Origin of the sequence: Xenorhabdus griffiniae, assembly GCF_001028135.1 — a bacterium.
Classification (GTDB): Bacteria; Pseudomonadota; Gammaproteobacteria; order Enterobacterales; family Enterobacteriaceae; genus Xenorhabdus; species Xenorhabdus bakwenae.
The window spans coordinates 19,078-40,488 of sequence record NZ_LDNM01000082.1; the positions used below are offsets into that span (position 1 = coordinate 19,078).

Sequence of the window (21,411 nt, forward strand, 5' to 3'; positions counted from 1 at the left end):
GCCCCACTTCCCCACGTTCAGGTGGGGAATTTCTACTCAAACTATGTAAGCCGTGTTCCATTTTCCAATATCTTATTTTCAGGTATAGCAATGACTGAATACCTTTTGTTATTTATTGGCACAGTTTTGGTCAATAACTTTGTTTTAGTAAAATTTTTGGGTCTGTGCCCATTTATGGGTGTGTCCAAAAAACTCGAAACCGCCATCGGTATGGGGCTGGCCACAACTTTTGTTCTTACCCTGGCCTCTATTTGTTCATGGCTGGTAAACACATTCATTCTTGTCCCGCTTGACTTGGCTTATTTGCGAACTCTGAGCTTTATTCTCGTTATTGCGGTTGTCGTTCAGTTTACTGAACTGGTCGTCCGCAAAACCAGCCCGACGCTTTATCGCTTGTTAGGCATTTTCTTGCCACTGATTACAACTAACTGTGCTGTCCTTGGTGTTGCATTACTGAATGTCAATCAATCCCACGATTTTTTACAATCTGCGGTCTATGGCTTCAGCGCTGCCGCAGGTTTTTCGCTCGTCATGGTGCTATTTGCCGGCATTCGGGAACGCCTGGCCGTTGCCAACATTCCTCTCCCATTTCGTGGTTCATCAATAGGGCTTATTACCGCAGGGTTAATGTCCCTCGCATTTATGGGATTTAGTGGTTTGGTGAAATTCTAATGATGTCATTATGGGTTGCTATCGGCGTGTTAAGCATACTCGGATTAGCTTTTGGCCTAATCCTTGGTTTTGCTGCTCGTCGTTTTAAAGTAGAAGAAGATCCGATTGTTGAAAATATCGACAATCTATTACCCCAGAGTCAATGTGGACAGTGCGGTTACCCTGGTTGCCGCCCCTACGCTGAAGCGGTTGCCAACAATAGTGAGATGATCAATAAATGCGCCCCCGGTGGAGAGCAAGTTATGATCAAAATCTCTGAATTGCTGGGTGTTGATCCACAACCGTTGGATGGCGATGATAACGTTCAAAATCCAGCCAGAAAAGTGGCTTTCATTGATGAAGAAAATTGCATAGGCTGCACAAAATGCATTCAGGCTTGCCCTGTAGATGCCATTATTGGTGCAAACCGTGCCATGCACACGGTTGTTGGAGATCTCTGCACAGGTTGTGACCTCTGTGTCGCACCTTGCCCGACAGATTGCATTACGATGATCCCCGTTGCTACTACTACCTCAAATTGGAAATGGGATTTAAACACCATCCCAGTAAAAAATATTCCCGTGACACCCGAATCTACTTTGTTCACTTCTGTTAAGCCTGTTGAGGTTAAAACCCATGTTTAATCTGCTCAACTTGCTTAACAAAAATAAAATATGGGATTTTGCTGGTGGTATCCATCCACCAGAAATGAAGCTGCAATCCAGCCGTACCCCATTACGCCATGCACCATTGCCGGATGAATTAATCATCCCTTTACAGCAACATTTGGGACCAGAAGGCGAACTGCTGGTTAAAACGGGTGATAATGTGCTGAAAGGTCAGGCTTTAACGTTTGGAATGGGCAGAACAGTACCTGTTCATGCTTCCACATCCGGGACAATTATTGCAATTGAGCCTTACGTTACGGCTCACCCTTCCGGGCTAAAAGAATTGTGTGTCCGGTTGCGTCCTGATGGTAAAGACCAGTGGGGAGAACGTAACCCAGTCGCTGATTACACCACGCTGGATGTCGATGAAATATTGCGACGCATTCAACAAGCCGGTATTGCTGGCTTAGGTGGTGCTGGTTTTCCTACCGAAACAAAACTTAAAGGCGGACGACACAATCTCAAGACGGTGATCATCAATGCGGCTGAGTGTGAACCCTATATCACCGCTGATGACCGTTTAATGCAGGAACATGCGCAAGAGGTTATTTCGGGTATCCGTATTCTGATGCATTTGCTTAATCCAAAGCAGGTGTTGATCGGTATTGAAGATAACAAACCCGAAGCAATCAATGCCTTAAACGCAGCACTTAATGGTGATAAGTCCATTATTGTGCGCGTCATTCCAACAAAATATCCTTCTGGTGGTGCCAAACAACTGACCAAGATCCTGACCGGAAAAGAAGTACCTTCTGGCGGTCGTTCTTCTGACATCGGCGTTCTTATGCAAAACGTGGGAACAGTCGTGGCGATAAAGCGGGCTATTATTGATGGCGAGCCGTTAATCGAACGTGTAGTTACGCTAACAGGCGAAGCTGTCACTTCTCCCGGTAATTTCTGGACTCGCCTCGGCACCCCCGTTCACTTCCTGTTACAACAAGCCGGATTTAACCCAGGATCAGAACAAATGGTCATTATGGGTGGGCCATTAATGGGATTCACTTTGCCTGATTTGAATGTCCCCATCGTCAAAATCAGTAACTGTATTCTTGCACCTTCGGTACAAGAGATGGAACCCAAAGTCATTGAAGAAGCATGCATCCGCTGCGGCTTATGCGTTGAAGCATGTCCTGCTGGATTGTTGCCACAACAACTGTTTTGGTTCAGCCGTGGGCAAGAACATGAAAAGGCCAAAAATCACCATTTATTCGACTGTATTGAATGTGGCGCCTGTGCTTATGTGTGCCCAAGTAATATTTCCCTGGTTCAATACTACCGACAGGAAAAAGCTGAAATATGGGCGATAGAAGCAGAAGCACGCCGTTCTACTGAAGCTAAAATGCGTTTTGAAGCCAAACAGGCACGTATGGAACGGGAAAAATTGGCGCGTGAAGAACGTCATAAGAAAGCGGCGGTTCAAGTAAATAGCAGTGATAAAAGTGCTGTACAAGCCGCTCTTGCCCGTGCGAAGGAAAAACAGGGAAATACAGGCGAATCTGTCATTGTGCAGGCAGGCCAATTACCTGACAATACGGCAGCAATTGCAGCACGTAAGGCCAGAAAAGACCAGTTGCGTACTCGTCAGGCAGAAAAACAAATTACTACAAGATTAAATATAGAAGAAGATACATCAATATCGGTTGAAGGTAATGATCCGCGAAAAGCTGCCCTCGCGGCTGCAATAGCCAGGGCAAAAGCGAAAAAGGCAGCACAAAGAGCACAAAGTGGAGAGGTGGCAACGTCACCAGAGGAACCGCAAAAAAATAGCGCGGATGATAAGCAAGATCCACGTAAGGCAGCTGTTGCTGCGGCTATTGCGCGTGCTAAAGCCAAAAAAGCCGCTCAAAGCCAACCTGAATCGACTCTCCCCCAGACGGGTTCCGAAAAACCGGAAGAAACCGATCCCCGTAAAGCGGCTGTCGCGGCAGCTATTGCTCGGGCCAAAGCCAAAAAAGCCGCTCAAGCTCAAGAAAAAGTTACAACAGAATAGTGAAATTTATCGATGAAATTTAGGCCAGTAAAAACTGACAACAACCAACTAAAAGTCGCTAGTTCGCCTTTTACACATAATCAAAAAAGCACCAGCCAGATCATGCTTTGGGTGGTTTTAGCTGCCATACCCGGTATTGCTGTCCAGACCTGTTTCTTTGGCTCTGGAACCTTATTCCAGATCTTATTGGCTATCATTACCGCATTATTAGCTGAATCTGCTGCTATCGCATTAAAAAAACAACTAATACTGCCCTATCTCAAAGATAACTCTGCTTTAGTCACAGGATTGCTTTTAGGTATTAGCTTGCCACCATTAGCACCATGGTGGCTAATCGTGCTAGGCACCTTTTTTGCTATCATTATTGCTAAACATCTGTATGGCGGACTTGGGCAAAACCCGTTTAACCCTGCCATGATTGGCTATGTCGTTCTGTTGATCTCATTCCCTGTCCAAATGACCCGTTGGTTGCCCCCAGAATCTTTGCAGACATTCACTTTAACGCCATGGGATAGCTTGGTGGTCATTTTCACAGGACATACGCCAGATAGCTCTACTTTGTTACAACTGCAACAAGGTATTGATGGATTAAGTCAGGCAACACCGTTGGACAGTTTCAAAACTGGCAGGTTGACTCACAATATTGATGAAGTATTGCAACAACCTATATTACAAGGTGTTTTAGCCGGCATTGGCTGGCAATGGATTAACGTGGCTTATTTGGTTGGCGGCCTGATTATGCTCAACCGAAAAATCATTAACTGGCAAATCCCAACGGCATTTATTTTGTCACTGGGTATTTGTGCATTGATGAGTTGGTTTTTTGATCCTACTCGTTATTCACCGCCTTTATTGCAACTCTTTTCCGGTGCAACCATGTTAGGCGCATTTTTTATTGCAACTGATCCCGTTAGCGCATCAACAACACCAAAAGGCCGTTTGATTTACGGAGCCATTATTGGTGTGCTTATTTGGATAATTCGAGTTTATGGTGGTTATCCTGATGCGGTTGCATTTGCGGTATTACTGGCAAACATATGTGTACCACTTATTGACCATTACACCCAGCCTCGTGCTTACGGCCATAAATAGGAAAAGAGAGTGTACTATGTTAGAAACTATGCGTCGTCACGGGATTACCCTTGCAATTTTCGCGGCTTGTACGACAGGGTTAACCGCCATTGTTTATTCATTAACAAAGGATCGGATCGCCGAACAGGCAGCTTTGCAGCATAAGGTATTGTTGGATCAAGTTGTTCCTCCTGCTTTATACGACAATGATCTGCAAAATGAATGCTATCTAGTGACAAACAATGCATTAGGCAATGAACTACCTCACCGTCTTTACCTCGCCCGTAAAAAAGACGTTCCGGTCGCCGCTGCGTTAGAAAGTACGGCGCCTGATGGCTATTCAGGGGCGATTCAATTACTGGTTGGTGCCGATTTTTCCGGTAGCATACTGGGTGTTCGTGTCACTGAACACCATGAAACACCGGGTTTGGGCGACAAAATTGAAACCAGAATTTCCCATTGGATCTATGCTTTCTCCGGCAAAAAAATCATGTCAAAGGATGATCACAATTGGGCAGTCAAAAAAGATGGCGGAGAGTTTGACCAATTTACCGGTGCAACCATTACACCACGTGCTGTTGTCAGTGCCGTTAAACGAACTGCGCTTTATCTGGAAACAGTACCAACGCAACTTTCTTCCCTGCCAACTTGTGAAGAGAAATAATCATGAATGAAGCTAAGAATCTATTTATTCAGGGACTCTGGAAAAATAACTCCGCATTGGTGCAGCTTTTAGGGCTTTGCCCTTTATTGGCCGTTTCCTCCACAGCAACCAATGCTCTGGGATTAGGATTAGCGACAACACTGGTTTTAGTGAGTACCAATATGGCAGTGTCAGCCTTACGTCGCTGGGTTCCTCATGAAATCCGTATCCCAATTTATGTGATGATAATCGCGTCTGTCGTCAGCGCTGTCCAGATGTTAATCAATGCCTTTGCTTTCGGACTCTACGGATCATTAGGTATTTTTATTCCCCTGATTGTGACTAACTGTATCGTGATTGGTCGTGCTGAAGCCTACGCATCAAAGAATTCAATCTACCATTCGACGATTGATGGCCTTTCAATGGGGCTGGGAGCAACTTTCGCCTTATTCGTATTGGGTTCCATGCGAGAAATTTTGGGGAACGGGACGATTTTTGATGGTGCGGATTTATTGCTGGGTAGTTGGGCCAAATCACTGCGTATTGAAATAATTCATCTGGACTCCCCTTTCCTACTTGCCATCTTGCCACCGGGTGCTTTCATTGGGTTAGGTTTGATGCTGGCAGGAAAATATATCATCGATGAACGCATCAAAAATCGGACAGAAAATAAAGAACGCCGGTACCTGGAAAAAGGCTGTGGAAGCCATATCACAAGAGGCTGAAGTAACCAGATATGAATCAACAAAAACGGATTGAGATACTCACCCGTTTACGGGATAACAATCCACATCCAACTACTGAGCTGGTGTTTAATTCTCCATTTGAGTTGCTGATTTCTGTATTACTATCTGCGCAGGCTACAGATGTCAGCGTAAATAAAGCAACGGCAAAACTATACCCCGTAGCTAATACTCCGCAGGCGATCCTTGATTTGGGTGTTGATGGTTTAAAGGAGTATATAAAAACCATTGGGTTATATAACACTAAAGCTGAAAACGTGATCAAAACCTGCCGGATATTGCTGGAAAAACACCAAGGAGAAGTACCGGAAGATCGCATAGCGCTGGAAGCGTTGCCAGGTGTCGGTCGAAAAACGGCTAACGTTGTTTTAAATACCGCTTTTGGCTGGCCAACCATTGCCGTTGATACACATATTTTTCGTGTCAGCAATCGAACCCATTTTGCCCCAGGAAAGAATGTTGATGAAGTTGAGAAGAACTTATTGAAAGTTGTGCCAGCCGAATTCAAGGTTGATTGTCACCATTGGTTGATTCTGCATGGTCGCTATACTTGCATTGCTCGTAAACCGCGCTGTGGATCTTGTATTATTGAGGATCTTTGTGAATATGCGGATAAAACCGAATAGTAAAAAATCTTAAATTTCCATTAGTCTGTCTTCTATTTGATCATTACAGGAGGCAGACTGAAAAACCATATTATTATTGTTTCTTCTCTGTTGAAATTTATAGACACGTTAAGATGGATTCGGTTTTTTGGATAACTCAATAAGTATGTTGTAACTAAATATTGCTTATTGCTTTTTCAAACGTTACCTAATACGGATTAGACTGTAATATCACTAACAACACTGTCGTATCAGTGGATGAGCAGAAATAGCTTTCCGCGTTTCAAAAAACGGCTAATTTTTGACCTTATACCGCAGTTTTTCCTGTTTTGATAAGATGTTACTTGCTCCACACTCTCGATTCGCGTAAAACTGTTGTCCAAAATTATCAATAATAACTCCATATTCTCTTGATATTATGTTTCAAAATAATCCGCTGCTTGCACAGCTAAAACAGCAACTTCACGCCCAGACCCTGCGTGTAGAAGGTTTAGTCAAAGGAACTGAGAAAGGTTTTGGATTTTTAGAAGTCGACGGCCAAAAAAGTTATTTCATTCCGCCCCCTTACATGAAAAAAGTCATGCACGGTGATCGGATTTCTGCGGCTATCCACACAGACAAAGAGAAAGAAATTGCCGAACCTGAGTCTCTGATTGAACCCTTCCTGACCCGTTTTGTAGGAAAGGTCCAGAAGAAAGAAAATGATAACCGACTATGGATTATTCCTGATCACCCATTATTAAAAGACACTATCCCTTGCCGCCCAGCAAACCACGTTGACCATACCTTTGAAAATGGCGATTGGGCCGTAGCTGAAATGCGCCGACATCCCCTGAAAGGCGATCGTGGTTTCCATGCCGAAATAACGGGTTATATTACGCAAGGTGATGACCATTACGCACCGTGGTGGGTAACATTAACTCGCCACGAACTGGAACGCGAAGCGCCAGCGATGCTGGATTGCCAGTTGGATGATAGTTCTATCGAACGCATCGATCTGACCGCTCTTGATTTTGTCACTATTGACAGTGCAACAACCGAAGATATGGATGATGCCCTGCACATCACCAAAAATGATGATGGCAGCCTGAAACTTTCTATTGCAATTGCTGATCCCACTGCTTATATCAAAGCGGGTAGCGAACTGGACAAAATTGCCTATCAGCGTAGTTTCACCAATTACCTGCCAGGCTTCAATATTCCAATGCTCCCTCGTGAGCTATCTGATGACTTATGTTCCCTGCGCCCTAACGTGCGCCGCCCTGCCCTGGTTTGTCAGGTTTCAATTTTCGAAGATGGTCAACTGGGCGATGATATTCAATTCTTCTCTGCTTGGGTTGAATCTAAATTTAAACTGGTTTATGACGAAGTTTCAGACTGGTTAGAAGACCGGGAAGGTTGGAAACCAGGATCAAACGCCGTAATTAGCCAAATCACCCTTCTGAAAGAGATGTTCGAACGTCGAAACAACTGGCGTCTGCAAAATGCCTTGGTTTTCAAGGAACGCCCGGATTATCGATTTATCCTTGATGAAAATGGCCATGTTGTTGATATCGTTATTGAACAGCGCCGTACAGCTAACCGTATTGTCGAAGAAGCCATGATTGCAGCAAACTTATGTGCAGCTAAAATTCTGCGTGATAAGTTAGGCTTTGGTTTTTATAACGTCCACACTGGCTTTGAACCTACCCAGATTGAGCAGGTCGTTGAAGTTCTCAAGGAAAACGGCATTGAAGCTAATGCCGAAGCATTACTGAATCTGAACGGGTTTTGTGAATTGCGCCGTGAACTGGATAAACAACCGACCCAATTCCTGGACAGTCGTATCCGCCGTTTCCAAACATTTGCTGAAATCAAAACAGAACCAGGCCCACACTTTGGTTTAGGATTTGATGCTTACGCGACCTGGACATCCCCTATCCGTAAATACAGCGATATTATCAACCACCGTCTGTTGAAAGCAATTATCCAGCAAGTGGAAATAGAAAAACCCACTGAAGATTTTTGCCTGCGATTAACAGAGCGGCGCCGAGCTAACCGCATGGCAGAGCGTGATGTTGGTGATTGGCTCTATGCCCGTTTCTTGCAGCCTCATGCTGGCACAGATAAAACATTCCCGGCAGAAATTATCGATATCGCCCGTGGTGGTCTACGAGTTCGACTGGTAGATAACGGAGCTATCGCTTTCGTCCCCGGACCATTTTTGCATGCTGTTCGTGATGAACTTCAATGCAGTCAAGAAACAGGTTCCGTATTGATTAAGGGTGAAACGGTTCATCGCCTGAATGACATCATCGATGTTCGTATTGAAGAGGTCAGAATGGAAACCCGCAATATTGTGGCACGTCCTGTATAGGACTGTCTTATAAATAATTTCTGTAAACATCTCTGCCGCCATAAATGGCGGCAGTTTTGCAATAACAATAAGATAATCCCTATGAGGACTTCCACATGCTATTTTCCTCAGTGCGTCGGATAGGTTTCACTACCGCCCTCGCTTCCTTACTTGGTGTACTATTCACTTTTCCAACCAGTGCAACCGCTTATAACACTCGAATTTCTTACCCAAATAAAACATCATCTGCAATAAACCCACACAAGATAAATGAAATCATCCACCAACTTTCCATATTGGAGAAAAATGCCAATGGCCGACTTGGTGTAGTATTGCTAGATACATCTGATCATTCCATCATCTCTTACCGTGAAAACGAGCGTTTTCCTCTATGCAGCACCAGTAAGTTGATGACGGTATCCGCTATTTTGCAAAAAAACGAAACAAATGCTCACCTGTTAAATCAACGCGTTCACTATCAACAATCAGATCTTGTCGAATATAGCCCAATGACGGAAAAACATCTCAAAGAGGGGATGACCTTAGGAGAGTTGAGCGCAGCAACACTACAATATAGCGATAATACGGCTATGAATTTACTTCTTAACCAACTGAATGGCTCACATGAAGTGACACGGTTTGCCCGCACTATCGGTGATCATTATTTTCGCCTCGATCGCCGTGAACCCGAATTAAATACTGCTATTCCAGGTGATGATCGTGACACTTCTACACCACAAGCTATGGCAAAAAGTTTATATAATTTGGTGTTGGGCACTGCCTTAGCGACAACTCAACGTGAACAATTAACGGAGTGGATAAAAGGCAATACAACTGGCGGCACCAGCATTCGTGCAGGATTACCCAAAAATTGGATTGTAGGAGATAAAACCGGTCGTTGCGATTATGGTACAACAAATGATATCGCGGTAATTTGGCCAGTACCTGACCGCGCACCATTGGTTTTGGTTACTTATTTTACTCAGCCAAATAACAAAGAAGCCAGTGCCCGTCCTGACGTATTGGCAGCGGCTACACGTATTGTGACACGGGTTAATTCGATTAATTAGTTCAATTAACCAGCTATGCTGTTTATTGGTTACATAGCTGGTTAATAACAAACTGGGTTCAGCCTCCAGCCAGTTTTACCTTCATTCCTTTCGCTTCCAGCAATTGCTTCAACAAGTCGCGTTTATCGCCTTGAATCTCAATTTCGCCCTCTTTAACAGAACCTCCACAGCCACATTTTTTCTTCAATTCGGCTGCTAGCTTAGCCAAAGTTTGGTCATCAGCATCTATGCCTGTAATCACACAAACACCTTTCCCTTTACGACCACTGGCCTGGCGCTGGATACGAACAATACCATCACCTTTCGGACGAGAAAGCTTTACTTTTTCCTCTTGGATGCGGCCACCATCCGTCGAATAAACCAAGCGAGAGTTATTATCCATGAATGAGTCCAAGAGATTGGTTAATCTGCTGTAGTGCTAATGTCGGATTTTCTGCGCGGGTGATTGGACGCCCGATCACCATATAATCCACCCCAGCCTGTACCGCCTGAGGTGGTGTCATGATCCGGCGCTGATCTCCCGCGTCTGTCCCTTCAGGGCGAATACCCGGAGTAACAAGCTGGAATGCATGTCCACACACTGCTTTCAATTGCTGTGCTTCATGGGCTGAACACACTACGCCATCTAAACCACACTGTTTTGTCAATAATGCCAAACGCTCCGCATGTTGCGCTGGTGTCATGTCAATGCCTGTGCCTGATAAATCAGATTGCTCCATACTGGTCAGCACTGTCACACCAATCAACAAAGGTGCATCCTTACCGTAAGTGAGCAGCGCCTCTTTAGCTGCTGTCATCATTCTCGCACCACCACTGGCATGAACATTAACCATCCACACACCTAATTCTGCAGCAGCCGCAACCGCCCTTGCCGTTGTATTGGGGATGTCGTGAAATTTAAGATCCAAAAACACATCAAAACCACGCTGATGCAGCGCCTGAACAAATTGCGGGCCATACAGTGTAAACATCTCTTTGCCCACTTTCAGACGACAGGATTGTGGATCAATCTTGTCGACAAATGCCAGCGCTGCATCCTGATTGTCATAATCCAGTGCAACAATAACAGGCGAGTCAATCTGTTTATCTAAAGTTTGAACTGTGTGGGAGATCATTTATTAGGCCCTTTGATTTACTAATTAAATTGAATTATTTATAAACTTTAATTACTAGTGAGTAGCAGTATGATAGTGACAGTGTCACTGACCATCCAACCCCCGGATCGGTTTAATAGAGTCCCAAGAACGACATGATGGGCAATGCCAATATAACGAACGGGAAGTAAAGCCACATTTATGGCATCGATAATCAGGTTTTGTGCGGATTTGCTCACCGACCATATTGCGCAAAAGGATCAGGCTTTCTTTAGCCCGCCCTTCTTCCGCTTCCGTCATATGGTAATCCATCAGACGATAAAATAATCTCATTGTTGGATGGCGCTCCAACTGACGGTTAATGAAGTTTTGAGCAACTTCACGCCCTTCTTTCTTCTCAAGGATATCGGCCATATGAAGTTCAGCGATCGCACCACAATTTTCTTCTACACAACGCTGAACAAAAGTTTGCCATTCGGCCGGTTGAGACAAATGTTGGTAACATTCTTGCAGCATTGGCAAAGATTCACTGACCAATTGCTTATCCTGCTCAAGAATGCGTTTCAACGCGTGGGTCGCTTTAAAATATTCCCCCTGAGCCATATAAATACGACCAAACATAATAGAAGCACGGGCACAATTTTTGTCTGCTTGAGCCGCTTTATTCAAATAACCGATCGCAGCAGTAAAATCATCACTGCCCATACATTGCAGAGCCAATTCACAGTAGAAATGCGCAATGTCTTCCCGAAAATGGGGTTTACCCAGTTTTACGAGTTTTTCAGCGATATCAATGGCTTTATTCCAATCACTGGTTGACTGGTAGATGGTTAGCAAGGAATTAAAGGCATTTTCACGGAAGTCAGTTTCGTCGACTAACTGAACGAACATGTTCTCTGCCCGATCATAGACTCCAGCAGCCATATAATCTTGCCCAAGCTGCTGGATCGCAAGCAAACGCTGTTCAAATGTCAGGGAAGCACTTTCCATCAGGGACTGATGAATACGAATGGCTCTTTCAACTTCACCACGGGAACGGAAGAGGTTTCCCAATGTTAGGTGAGCCTCAAATGCAGAGCTATCCTCTTTCAGCATATCAAGAAATAAATCTACCGCCTTATCTTGCTGATTGGAGAGCAAAAAGTTAACACCATCAACATATTCACGCGAAAGGCGGTCAGCCGATTGTTGTTTATCTTGTTGAGCACTTCTGCGCCCCATATACCAGCCATAGGCGGCGGCAATGGGAAGCAACAGAAACAACAGCTCTAACATAGAGAATTATTCCTTGTTTAACGCTACGGTAGATGCGACTTTTTTGGATGATTCAGATGGCTGTTCCACTTGAGTTTCCAGTCGTTTGATTTTGCGTTTCGCATGCCGCAAAGAAACACAGGCGCGTAGGTAAAAAAAACCACAAATTCCCCAACCGAGGATAAAGCCAACAGCAAACAACGCAGCCAGCAATGTGGATACAGAGTAATCACCCTTAGCAATCAAATAATTAAACGTCACTATCTGATTATTATTTGCTCCCAGCGTCACTGAGATAACAAAAACAACCAGTGCCAGTAATAAGATCAGAAAATATTTCACATTTCTTCCTGTTATCTATCGTTGCTGATTGATTATGCCAAATAACAGACATAGTGGCGTGTTAAATTAGCATTTCTCGTCTACGCACGTCTACGTAAAGGAAGCAATTTATTGCAATAAACGCTGCTTTCCCTCTTTTTGTAATAAATACATCTGCAAAAATATGCTTATAGTTTAGCATGTTAATATATTTATCATTAAAGAACCCGACGCTTTATATTCATACGTATTAATAATTTCTGTTACAATACGGCGGCGTGCATGCGTGTAATCAGAAAAAATTTTTGCGTAGTTTTAGCTGATTTCTCAACCGGTATTGTTCTGATATCGCAATATTTATAACGAGCTAAATCAACATATGAATACAAAAATGCAGCTAAAACGGGTAGCTGAAGCAAAATTACCTACGCCATGGGGTGAGTTTTTAATGATTGGATTTGAAGAAATCAAAACAGGCCGCGATCATGTCGCTCTTATTTTCGGCGATATTTCTGGTGATGAGCCTGTATTATCGCGCATCCACTCAGAATGCCTCACCGGTGATGCTTTATTCAGCCTAAGATGCGACTGTGGTTTTCAATTAGAAGCTGCACTTTCGCAAATTAGTCAGGAAGGCCGTGGTGTTTTACTCTATCACCGCCAGGAAGGGCGTAATATTGGCCTGCTGAATAAAATTCGTGCCTATGCTTTACAGGATCAAGGTATTGATACTGTTGAGGCCAACCATCAATTAGGTTTTTCTGCCGATGAAAGAGATTTCACCCTGTGTTCAGACATGTATAAGATATTAAATATTAATACAATCCGTCTTCTTACTAACAACCCTAAAAAAGTTGAAATCATGATAGAAGCAGGTATTAATATCACTGAACGTGTTCCATTGATCGTAGGACGTAATTCCCAAAATGCTCACTATTTAGATACCAAAGCCAACCGAATGGGTCATTTGCTGTCCGAATCAAGCTAAAATTTCTCTCATTACTTTCTGTAAAATATAAAAAACTGCGTCGGTGTGGGCGCAGTCTTTGTTTCTAAATGTGATTTTTTAATTGATATTTTTCAGTTTTTATCATTTCAGCATATTACGGATCACATAATGCAAAATACCATCATGATAGAAGTAAGCCAGTTCTGTTCCCGTATCAATGCGGCAACGGGTATCAATCACAATTTCCTGTCCATTGGCATAAGTAATTTTCACTGCAATTGTCTGCCCGGGTTGAATGTTTGATAATCCTGTAATATCAATCCTTTCATCTCCCGTCAGGTTTAAGCTCTTGCGGCTGACGCCTTGAGGAAATTCCAATGGCAAGACCCCCATACCAATCAAGTTAGAGCGGTGAATACGTTCAAAAGATTCTGCAACCACAACCCTGATCCCTAGTAATTTTGTTCCTTTTGCAGCCCAGTCACGGCTTGACCCTGAACCATATTCTTTCCCCGCAATAACGGCTAATGGTATTTTTTCCTCCTGATAACGCATAGCGGCATCATAAATAGCAAGTTGGGATTGTGAAGGAATATGCCGGGTATAGCCTCCTTCAACCCCTGCTACCATTTCATTACGAATACGAATGTTAGCAAACGTTCCTCTCATCATAACTTCATGGTTGCCACGTCTTGAGCCATACGAATTAAAATCTTTTGGTGCAACGCCATGTTCTTGCAAATAACGCCCAGCTGGACTATCAGCCTTGATATTTCCAGCCGGGGAAATATGATCCGTCGTGACTGAATCCCCCAGTATCGCCAAAATGTGAGCCTGATGTATGTCTGTAATCGGTTTAGGTTCAGCCGTCATAGCACTGAAGAAAGGAGGATGGCGTATATAGGTTGAATCCGGCTGCCAGGCATAAGTCGCTGAACTTTCTACGCTCAAGGATTGCCAACTTTCGTCACCTTCAAACACAGCATTATATTCTTTATGGAACATTTCGGTTCTGACTTTTCCAGTCGCTTCCGCAACTTCTGTACTATCAGGCCAGATATCCTTTAAGTAAACATCATTGCCTTGTTGATCTTTTCCGATAGGTTCTCGCGTCAGATCCTTTTTCATGCTGCCAGAAAGCGCATAGGCTACCACCAACGGCGGTGATGCCAGCCAGTTAGTTTTCACTAAAGGATGAATACGCCCTTCAAAATTTCGGTTACCGGAAAGCACCGCCCCAACAGTTAGATCAGATTGCTTGATTGCAGCTTCAATAGGATCAGGCAATGGCCCGGAATTGCCAATGCAGGTAGTGCAGCCATACCCTACCAAGTTAAAACCCAGTTTTTCCAGATATGGCATAAAACCGGCCAGTTCCAGGTAACTTGTCACGACTTTCGAACCGGGTGCCAGTGAAGTTTTAACCCACGGTTGACGCTGTAAACCTTTCTCAACCGCTTTTTTGGCAAGTAATCCCGCCGTCATCAATACGTTGGGGTTAGAGGTGTTTGTGCAAGAGGTAATGGCAGCAATCACCACGGCACCATCTTGCAATGAAAAAGTTTGGTTATCTAAAGTCACTGATATCGCTGATAAGTGCTCTTGCGTTTTATGGATATCCAATTCCATAGCAGACTGAAAAGCCTGTGGTACATTTCCCAATGCAACCCGGTCTTGAGGGCGTTTCGGCCCGGCTAAACTTGCTTCAACTGTCGACATGTCCAACTCTAGGGTGCTGGTAAAGATAGGCGCATCCCCCGTATTACGCCATAAACCCTGAGTTCTGCAATAAGCTTCAACCAAAGCAATTTCTTCTTCATGACGCCCCGTTAAACGCATATAGTCTAATGTAATGTCATCAACAGGGAAGAAACCACAAGTTGCACCATATTCAGGAGCCATATTGGCTATAGTTGCCCGATCTGCCAGCGGCAAATCAGATAATCCATCACCGTAAAATTCAACAAATTTACCCACAACACCGTGCTTACGCAGCATTTGTGTCACAGTCAGTACAAGGTCAGTTGCCGTGATCCCTTCTTGCAATTTTCCGGTCAGTTTAAAACCAACCACATCTGGGATCAGCATAGAAACTGGCTGCCCCAGCATCGCTGCCTCCGCTTCAATTCCCCCTACGCCCCATCCCAGAACGCCCAATCCATTAATCATGGTTGTGTGAGAATCCGTTCCGACCAACGTATCAGGATAAGCAAAATCCTTACCATCCTGATTTTCATACCAGACGGCTTTACCCAGATATTCCAGGTTAACTTGATGGCAAATCCCCGTTCCCGGAGGCACTACGCGGAAACGATTAAACGCTTTCTGTCCCCAACGCAAGAACAGATAACGTTCATAGTTACGTGCCATCTCTCTCTGCACGTTTTCTGAAAATGCCTGTTCAGTGCCAAATTTATCAACCATCACTGAATGATCGATAACCAAATCAACAGGGGATAACGGATTAACCTGCTCTACATTTCCACCGAGTCTCAACACCGCTTCCCGCATCGCTGCCAAATCCACGACAGCCGGCACGCCTGTAAAATCCTGCATAAGTACGCGGGCGGGGCGATAAGCAATTTCTCGTTCTGCATGACCGGTTTTTTGCCATTCCACCAGCGCCTGCAAATCATCTTCCACTACGGATTCACCATCAACATGGCGCAAGAGATTTTCGAGCAGAACTTTCAGAGACTTTGGCAGGCGGGATATATCGCCAACTTGTTCAGATAACAGAGGTAAACTGTAATAGTGGTAGGTTTTACGGCCAGTGGATTTGCTTCCAATCGAGAGCCTTGAAGCACAGTCCGTTTTCAATTTAAACGACATAACTCCTCTCCTTTCTTATTATTGATGGTCAGCTACCATTAAACATAACATATAAGCAACTATTTGTTATTCCGTCACCACACATTTTGCTAACTCGCTGTAAATCCTCATTTATTGATAAATTTTAATGATGACACCTCTAAAGTAGATATGTTTTATTCATGCCATAAGAGTTTGATTGAATTGACTCTAAAGTTTCTACACATTGCTGGCTAATCGGTTTCAAATTGAAATTTGCAAAATAAAGGTGTATTCAGAGTACTCAATACGTTTATTAGCGATTGGAGGTAAGATTATGGACACAGAAAAAAACAAAGAATACCAACATTACCTAAGCCATATACAACAAGCAGATCAGTTTTTTTCGGCTGGCATTAGAGATAAATTTTCCTTGTCGGATTATCAGCTTAGTGATACAAACGGCCTTGTCCAATTTATTATGACTTCAAATATTGTCGACAAAGGCAGTGTCATACAGAAAATGAATGAAATCAAAAAAATACAGATCGCCCTTTCTTCAATAGCCGCCGATTATATTGCCAAATATACCAATGCTCATGGCAAAGCATATAAGACTGACATTCAATTTTGGGGAAATATCATGGCAAAACTGCCATTGATGAGTATCATGAATGTCGAAAGTCAAACCTATCAGCATGAAATGAAAGGTGTTTCTATTGCAACAAATTTACTCCAACTCATCATGGAAATTGTTTTAAATGCAAACTCTCCAAGCCTGAAAAGTTTTTCCGATTTTTTGCAAAAACAAGGGGATGCTATAAGGCTGGGTTTAAAACGGAATGGAGATCATTATTCTACCCTCACATTAGCCAGTGTTATTGAAGCAATTGGAGTCGAAGATCGGGTCATGTATGTCCCTAAAATAAAACTCTATAAAATAGATTTTAACAGAACCAACTCAGAAATGACGTCAAACTGCGCTTCTAGTGAGAATATTAATGTTGAATTTACTTACTCCTCTTGTATTTCCTTATTTAATTATCAATCGTTAGAAAATCACGAAGTTAAAATAGCTTTCGATAATTTCATTCTCAAAAATCAAAAATCTTCAATCGAAAATTCTGACAATTTTTTCAGTGGTGAATTTAAGACAATGATCCCAAAGGGGACATAAAATAAAAGATCAACCACCTACCAGCTGTTTGGAGGTGGTTTAATCTTCTTGATACTGCCTATCTTCTTTATATCTATTTTGCTGATATTAAATATCTTTTTATACTATCGGCAGTTCGATATCTTTGAACATTTCTTCTATTTCTTCATTGGAGCGTAACGCAATGGCTTTATCCACGACATCACGCGTCAAATGTGGCGCAAAACGCCAGATAAAATCATACATATAACTGCGCAGAAAACTACTACGTCGAAAGCCTATCTTGGTCGTGCTGTAACCGAATTGCTCTCGCATATCAATACGTACTAAATCACTGTCCTTAACGGGTTCTACGGCCATACTGGCAATCACACCAACCCCTAGCCCTAACCGCACATAAGTCTTAATCACATCAGCATCTGTTGCTGTAAATACGATTTTAGGTTTCAAACCGACCCGATCAAAAGCAACATCCAACTCAGAGCGACCAGTAAAACCAAACGTATAGGTTACAACCGGATATTCAGCCAGCTCTTCAATCGTCACATTCTGTCTACTGGCAAGCGGGTGATCCTTCGTCACCACAATAGAACGGTTCCAATGATAACAAGGCAACATAATCAGATCGCTATAGAGATGCAGTGCTTCTGTTGCTATCGCAAAATCACTATTTCCTTTGCATACCTCTTCCGCAATTTGCGTTGGAGAACCTTGATGCATATGCAGTGATACATTGGGATAGCGTTCAATAAAGCCCTTAATAACAGGAGGTAAAGCATATCTTGCTTGTGTATGGGTAGTCGCTATATATAAAGAACCACGATCAGGATAGGTGTGTTCACTGGCAACAGAACGAATGGCATCAATTTTTGACAGAACCTCACGTGAAATACGGACAATTTCTTCACCAGCCGGAGTCACGTGCGTCAAATGTTTACCACTACGAGCAAATATCTGAATCCCCAGCTCATCCTCAAGCATCCTGACTTGTTTGCTGATCCCCGGTTGGGAGGTATACAACCCTTCTGCTGTAGAAGATACATTTAGATTGTGATTAACCACCTCTACAATATAACGCAACTGCTGTAGTTTCATATCAGCACTGTCCCTAATAATCAAATGTATGAACGTTTTGTAGTTGAACCAATTTCTATATTGCTAATGGTTACCCACTTATAACCATATAGAATATATGTTTGCAAGAATATAACCACTATAACACTTGCTATATATATATATAACAAATAATTAAGTTGAGTAACTATTATCAAACGCCTGTTGCAGATATATTGTGTTTTAATTTTGTTGAAATACAAAAAAAGCCAGTCCATAGAACTGGCTTTTTAGAAAGAAAAGTTACATTTCCCACAAAAAAAGAAATATCTCTCTAAATATATTTCTATGAATTACACCCACTAAATGAAGATATAATGCACAAATTTATCTTAAAGATCGATTACTTTTCTTTCACCACCCAATCCCCTTCAACAAAAAATGCGGTCCATCCGGTCGCCTTGCCCTTTTTCTCTGACGAAACATACTGCTGTTTAGTTTTACGGCTAAAACGAACAACTGTTTTATTCCCTTCAGGATCAGCAACAGGCGCTTGCGCTAAATAACGCAATTTTTCCGGTAAGCGATCTTGGAACCGAACAAGCTCTTCAACCAATGGTGCTCGCGTTTCGCGAGATTTAGGGAAGGTGTTGGCGGCTAAAAATACCCCTGCCGCGCCATCACGCAGAACAAAGTAGGCATCCGATTTTTCACATACCAGCTCCGGTAACGGAACCGGATCTTCTTTTGGTGGTGCCACTTCCCCATTGCGTAAAATCTTACGGGTATTTTTACACTCTTCGTTTGTACAACCCATGTATTTACCAAAACGCCCCATTTTCAGGTGCATTTCTGAACCGCACTTATCACACTCAACTACTGGACCATCATAACCCTTAATGCGGAATTCACCTTCTTCAACTTCATAACCATCACACTCTGGGTTATTACCGCACACATGCAATTTACGCTGGTTATCAATCAAATAACTGTCCATCGCTGTACCACACTTTTTGCAGCGACAACGAGCACGCAATGCATTGGTTTCAGCATCATCCCCTTCCAAAATATTTAGGATTTCATTTTCCGGGATAAGGTTAATCGTCTGCTTGCATCGCTCTTTAGGTGATAACGCATAACCAGAGCAGCCAAGAAATACCCCTGTTGTCGCAGTACGAATTCCCATTGGGCGGTTACAGGTCGGGCACCCAATCGAGGTAATCACCATCGGGTTTGGACGCATCCCACCTTCATCTGGCTCTTTACTGGCAACATCAAGCTTCTCACTGAAATTGGAGAAAAATTCGTCCAGAATGCCTTTCCAATTCGCCTCATTGTTAGCTACATGATCGAGCTGGTCTTCCATTCTTGCCGTAAAATCATAGTTCATCAGTTCGTTGAAATTTTCTTCCAAACGATCATTGACAATTTCACCCATTTTCTCTGCATAGAACCGCCGATTTTCAACGCAAACATAACCACGCTCTTGAATGGTTGAAATAATTGATGCATAAGTCGATGGACGACCAATTCCGCGTTTTTCCAATTCCCTGACCAAGGACGCTTCACTGAAACGTGCGGGGGGTTTTGTAAAGTGCTGGCTTGGTATCAACTGTTGCAAATCAAGCTCTGTACCTACTTCCATCGCCGGCAAGGTATTCTCTTCATCCCCTTTGCGCAAAATCGGCATTACTTTTGTCCAACCATCAAAACGCAGAGTACGGCCTTTGGCACGTAACTCAAAATCGCCGGCTTGAACGATCAGTGTCGTGGAATCATATTTCGCAGGTGTCATCTGACAGGCAATGAATTGACGCCATATCAGCTGATACAATTTTTGTGCATCAGTTTCCATATCTTTCAATTCTTCTGCCATGACACTAACATCAGAAGGTCGAATCGCCTCATGGGCTTCCTGAGAGTTTTCCTTGCTGCTGTAAACATTGACACTTTTTGGCAAGTATTCATCACCAAAATGGTTGTTGATATAATCGCGAACCATTTCCAACGCGTCCTGACTCAAGTTAGTCGAATCGGTACGCATATAAGTGATATAACCAGCTTCATACAAGCGTTGCGCCATCATCATGGTTTTTTTAACCCCAAACCCAAGCCGTGTACTTGCAGCCTGTTGCAATGTTGAGGTAATGAATGGTGCGCCTGGTTTACTCGATGTTGGACGATCTTCACGCTCAATCACTTTGTATCTCGCTTTTTCAAGCAGAGATAATGCTGACTGCGTTTGTTGCGCATTTACGGGTTTAAATGGTTTTCCCTTCTCATGTGTCACTTCCATATGGAGAGAGAGATCGTTCTTAGCCATTAAGTCCGCGTGCAGCTGCCAATATTCTTCCGGCACAAATGCCTTGATTTCGCGTTCCCGCTCAACCACAAGACGAACTGCGACAGATTGCACCCGCCCAGCGGATAGCCCTCTGGCAACTTTTTTCCACAGCAGCGGTGAAACCATGTAGCCGACAACGCGATCCATAAAACGACGCGCTTGCTGGGCATTCACACGGTCAAGATTTAATTCACCGGGATTATCAAAAGCCTGCGTGATTGCATTTTTGGTAATTTCATTGAATACCACCCGGCTGAAACGGGATTCATCTCCACCAATTACTTCCCGCAGGTGCCATGCAATAGCCTCTCCCTCACGGTCAAGGTCCGTTGCAAGATAGATATGATCGGCTTTATCAGCCAGCGTTTTCAGCTCTGAAACAACTTTTTCTTTGCCAGGCAAAATTTGATAGTTCGCTTCCCAACCATGATAAGGATCGACGCCCATACGAATTATCAGCGCCGTTTTTTCATCTTTTTTTGCTTTCTTTTTATTCTTATCGGTAGATGAGCTTGAACTCTTTTGACTCACTGTTCCACTCTTCGGCAAATCACGGATATGACCTACACTGGATTTTACAACGTAGTCATTCCCCAGATATTTATTGATTGTTTTGGCTTTTGCCGGGGACTCCACTATAACAAGAGCTTTAGCCATAGTTACCTTTACCTAAT

Annotated in this window: 18 protein-coding genes; 11 read left to right on the forward strand and 7 right to left on the reverse strand. The window is 43.3% G+C overall.

Annotated elements, in window-relative coordinates:
• The first annotated feature begins 90 nt into the window (after window positions 1-90).
• The 9 genes from rsxA (at window position 91) to bla (ending at window position 9,776) form a co-directional block, all read left to right on the forward strand.
• On the forward strand, window positions 91-672 hold the full coding sequence (gene rsxA, locus AAY47_RS14985) for an electron transport complex subunit RsxA (RefSeq protein WP_047770938.1): 582 nt from the start codon (window positions 91-93) through the stop codon (window positions 670-672).
• Window positions 672-1,295, forward strand: a complete 624-nt coding sequence (gene rsxB / locus AAY47_RS14990; RefSeq protein WP_047770939.1) for an electron transport complex subunit RsxB — start codon at window positions 672-674, stop codon at window positions 1,293-1,295. The genes rsxA and rsxB overlap by 1 nt, the downstream gene beginning before the upstream one ends.
• Complete coding sequence (gene rsxC / locus AAY47_RS14995) at window positions 1,288-3,309, forward strand: electron transport complex subunit RsxC (protein WP_047770940.1); 2,022 nt, start codon at window positions 1,288-1,290, stop codon at window positions 3,307-3,309. The genes rsxB and rsxC overlap by 8 nt, the downstream gene beginning before the upstream one ends.
• A gap of 12 nt (window positions 3,310-3,321) precedes the next feature.
• Window positions 3,322-4,401: an electron transport complex subunit RsxD gene (gene rsxD / locus AAY47_RS15000; RefSeq protein ID WP_047770941.1), complete on the forward strand. Its 1,080-nt coding sequence runs from the start codon at window positions 3,322-3,324 to the stop codon at window positions 4,399-4,401.
• A 16-nt stretch (window positions 4,402-4,417) separates the two neighbouring features.
• Complete coding sequence (gene rsxG / locus AAY47_RS15005; RefSeq protein ID WP_047770942.1) at window positions 4,418-5,044, forward strand: electron transport complex subunit RsxG; 627 nt, start codon at window positions 4,418-4,420, stop codon at window positions 5,042-5,044.
• Between the two features lie 2 nt (window positions 5,045-5,046).
• Window positions 5,047-5,748, forward strand: a complete 702-nt coding sequence (locus tag AAY47_RS15010) for an electron transport complex subunit E (RefSeq protein WP_047770943.1) — start codon at window positions 5,047-5,049, stop codon at window positions 5,746-5,748.
• Between the two features lie 11 nt (window positions 5,749-5,759).
• A complete protein-coding gene (gene nth, locus AAY47_RS15015; protein WP_047770944.1) occupies window positions 5,760-6,392 on the forward strand; it encodes an endonuclease III in 633 nt (210 codons plus the stop codon).
• A 397-nt stretch (window positions 6,393-6,789) separates the two neighbouring features.
• Window positions 6,790-8,727: an exoribonuclease II gene (locus tag AAY47_RS15020; protein ID WP_047770945.1), complete on the forward strand. Its 1,938-nt coding sequence runs from the start codon at window positions 6,790-6,792 to the stop codon at window positions 8,725-8,727.
• A 95-nt stretch (window positions 8,728-8,822) separates the two neighbouring features.
• Window positions 8,823-9,776, forward strand: a complete 954-nt coding sequence (bla, locus tag AAY47_RS15025) for a class A beta-lactamase (RefSeq protein ID WP_053014298.1) — start codon at window positions 8,823-8,825, stop codon at window positions 9,774-9,776.
• A gap of 58 nt (window positions 9,777-9,834) precedes the next feature.
• On the opposite strand, the gene yciH is transcribed toward bla, so the two are convergent.
• The 4 genes from yciH to AAY47_RS15045 all read right to left on the reverse strand — a co-directional run bounded on the left by yciH (window position 9,835) and on the right by AAY47_RS15045 (window position 12,466).
• Window positions 9,835-10,158, reverse strand: a complete 324-nt coding sequence (gene yciH, locus AAY47_RS15030; RefSeq protein ID WP_047770946.1) for a stress response translation initiation inhibitor YciH — start codon at window positions 10,156-10,158, stop codon at window positions 9,835-9,837.
• Window positions 10,151-10,891 (reverse strand): orotidine-5'-phosphate decarboxylase, encoded by a 741-nt coding sequence (pyrF, locus tag AAY47_RS15035; protein ID WP_047770947.1) that lies wholly within the window; start codon window positions 10,889-10,891, stop codon window positions 10,151-10,153. Before pyrF ends, yciH begins: the two co-directional genes overlap by 8 nt.
• Before the next feature lie 84 nt (window positions 10,892-10,975).
• Window positions 10,976-12,145 carry a lipopolysaccharide assembly protein LapB gene (gene lapB / locus AAY47_RS15040; RefSeq protein WP_047770948.1) on the reverse strand — a complete coding sequence of 390 codons (1,170 nt, stop codon included), beginning with the start codon at window positions 12,143-12,145 and terminating at the stop codon, window positions 10,976-10,978.
• Window positions 12,146-12,151: 6 nt separating this feature from the next.
• Window positions 12,152-12,466: a LapA family protein gene (locus tag AAY47_RS15045; protein WP_047770949.1), complete on the reverse strand. Its 315-nt coding sequence runs from the start codon at window positions 12,464-12,466 to the stop codon at window positions 12,152-12,154.
• A gap of 370 nt (window positions 12,467-12,836) precedes the next feature.
• Between AAY47_RS15045 and ribA the strand changes: the two genes are divergently transcribed.
• Window positions 12,837-13,433: a GTP cyclohydrolase II gene (gene ribA, locus AAY47_RS15050; protein ID WP_047770950.1), complete on the forward strand. Its 597-nt coding sequence runs from the start codon at window positions 12,837-12,839 to the stop codon at window positions 13,431-13,433.
• A 102-nt stretch (window positions 13,434-13,535) separates the two neighbouring features.
• On the opposite strand, the gene acnA is transcribed toward ribA, so the two are convergent.
• On the reverse strand, window positions 13,536-16,226 hold the full coding sequence (gene acnA / locus AAY47_RS15055; RefSeq protein ID WP_047770951.1) for an aconitate hydratase AcnA: 2,691 nt from the start codon (window positions 16,224-16,226) through the stop codon (window positions 13,536-13,538).
• Window positions 16,227-16,521: 295 nt separating this feature from the next.
• Between acnA and AAY47_RS15060 the strand changes: the two genes are divergently transcribed.
• Entirely contained in the window at window positions 16,522-17,361 is an 840-nt protein-coding gene (locus tag AAY47_RS15060) for a hypothetical protein (protein WP_047770952.1), read from the forward strand.
• Window positions 17,362-17,460: 99 nt separating this feature from the next.
• On the opposite strand, the gene cysB is transcribed toward AAY47_RS15060, so the two are convergent.
• Both cysB and topA read right to left on the reverse strand, forming a co-directional pair.
• Window positions 17,461-18,435, reverse strand: a complete 975-nt coding sequence (gene cysB / locus AAY47_RS15065) for an HTH-type transcriptional regulator CysB (protein WP_047770953.1) — start codon at window positions 18,433-18,435, stop codon at window positions 17,461-17,463.
• A 361-nt stretch (window positions 18,436-18,796) separates the two neighbouring features.
• Complete coding sequence (gene topA / locus AAY47_RS15070; RefSeq protein WP_047770954.1) at window positions 18,797-21,394, reverse strand: type I DNA topoisomerase; 2,598 nt, start codon at window positions 21,392-21,394, stop codon at window positions 18,797-18,799.
• Window positions 21,395-21,411 lie beyond the last annotated feature (17 nt).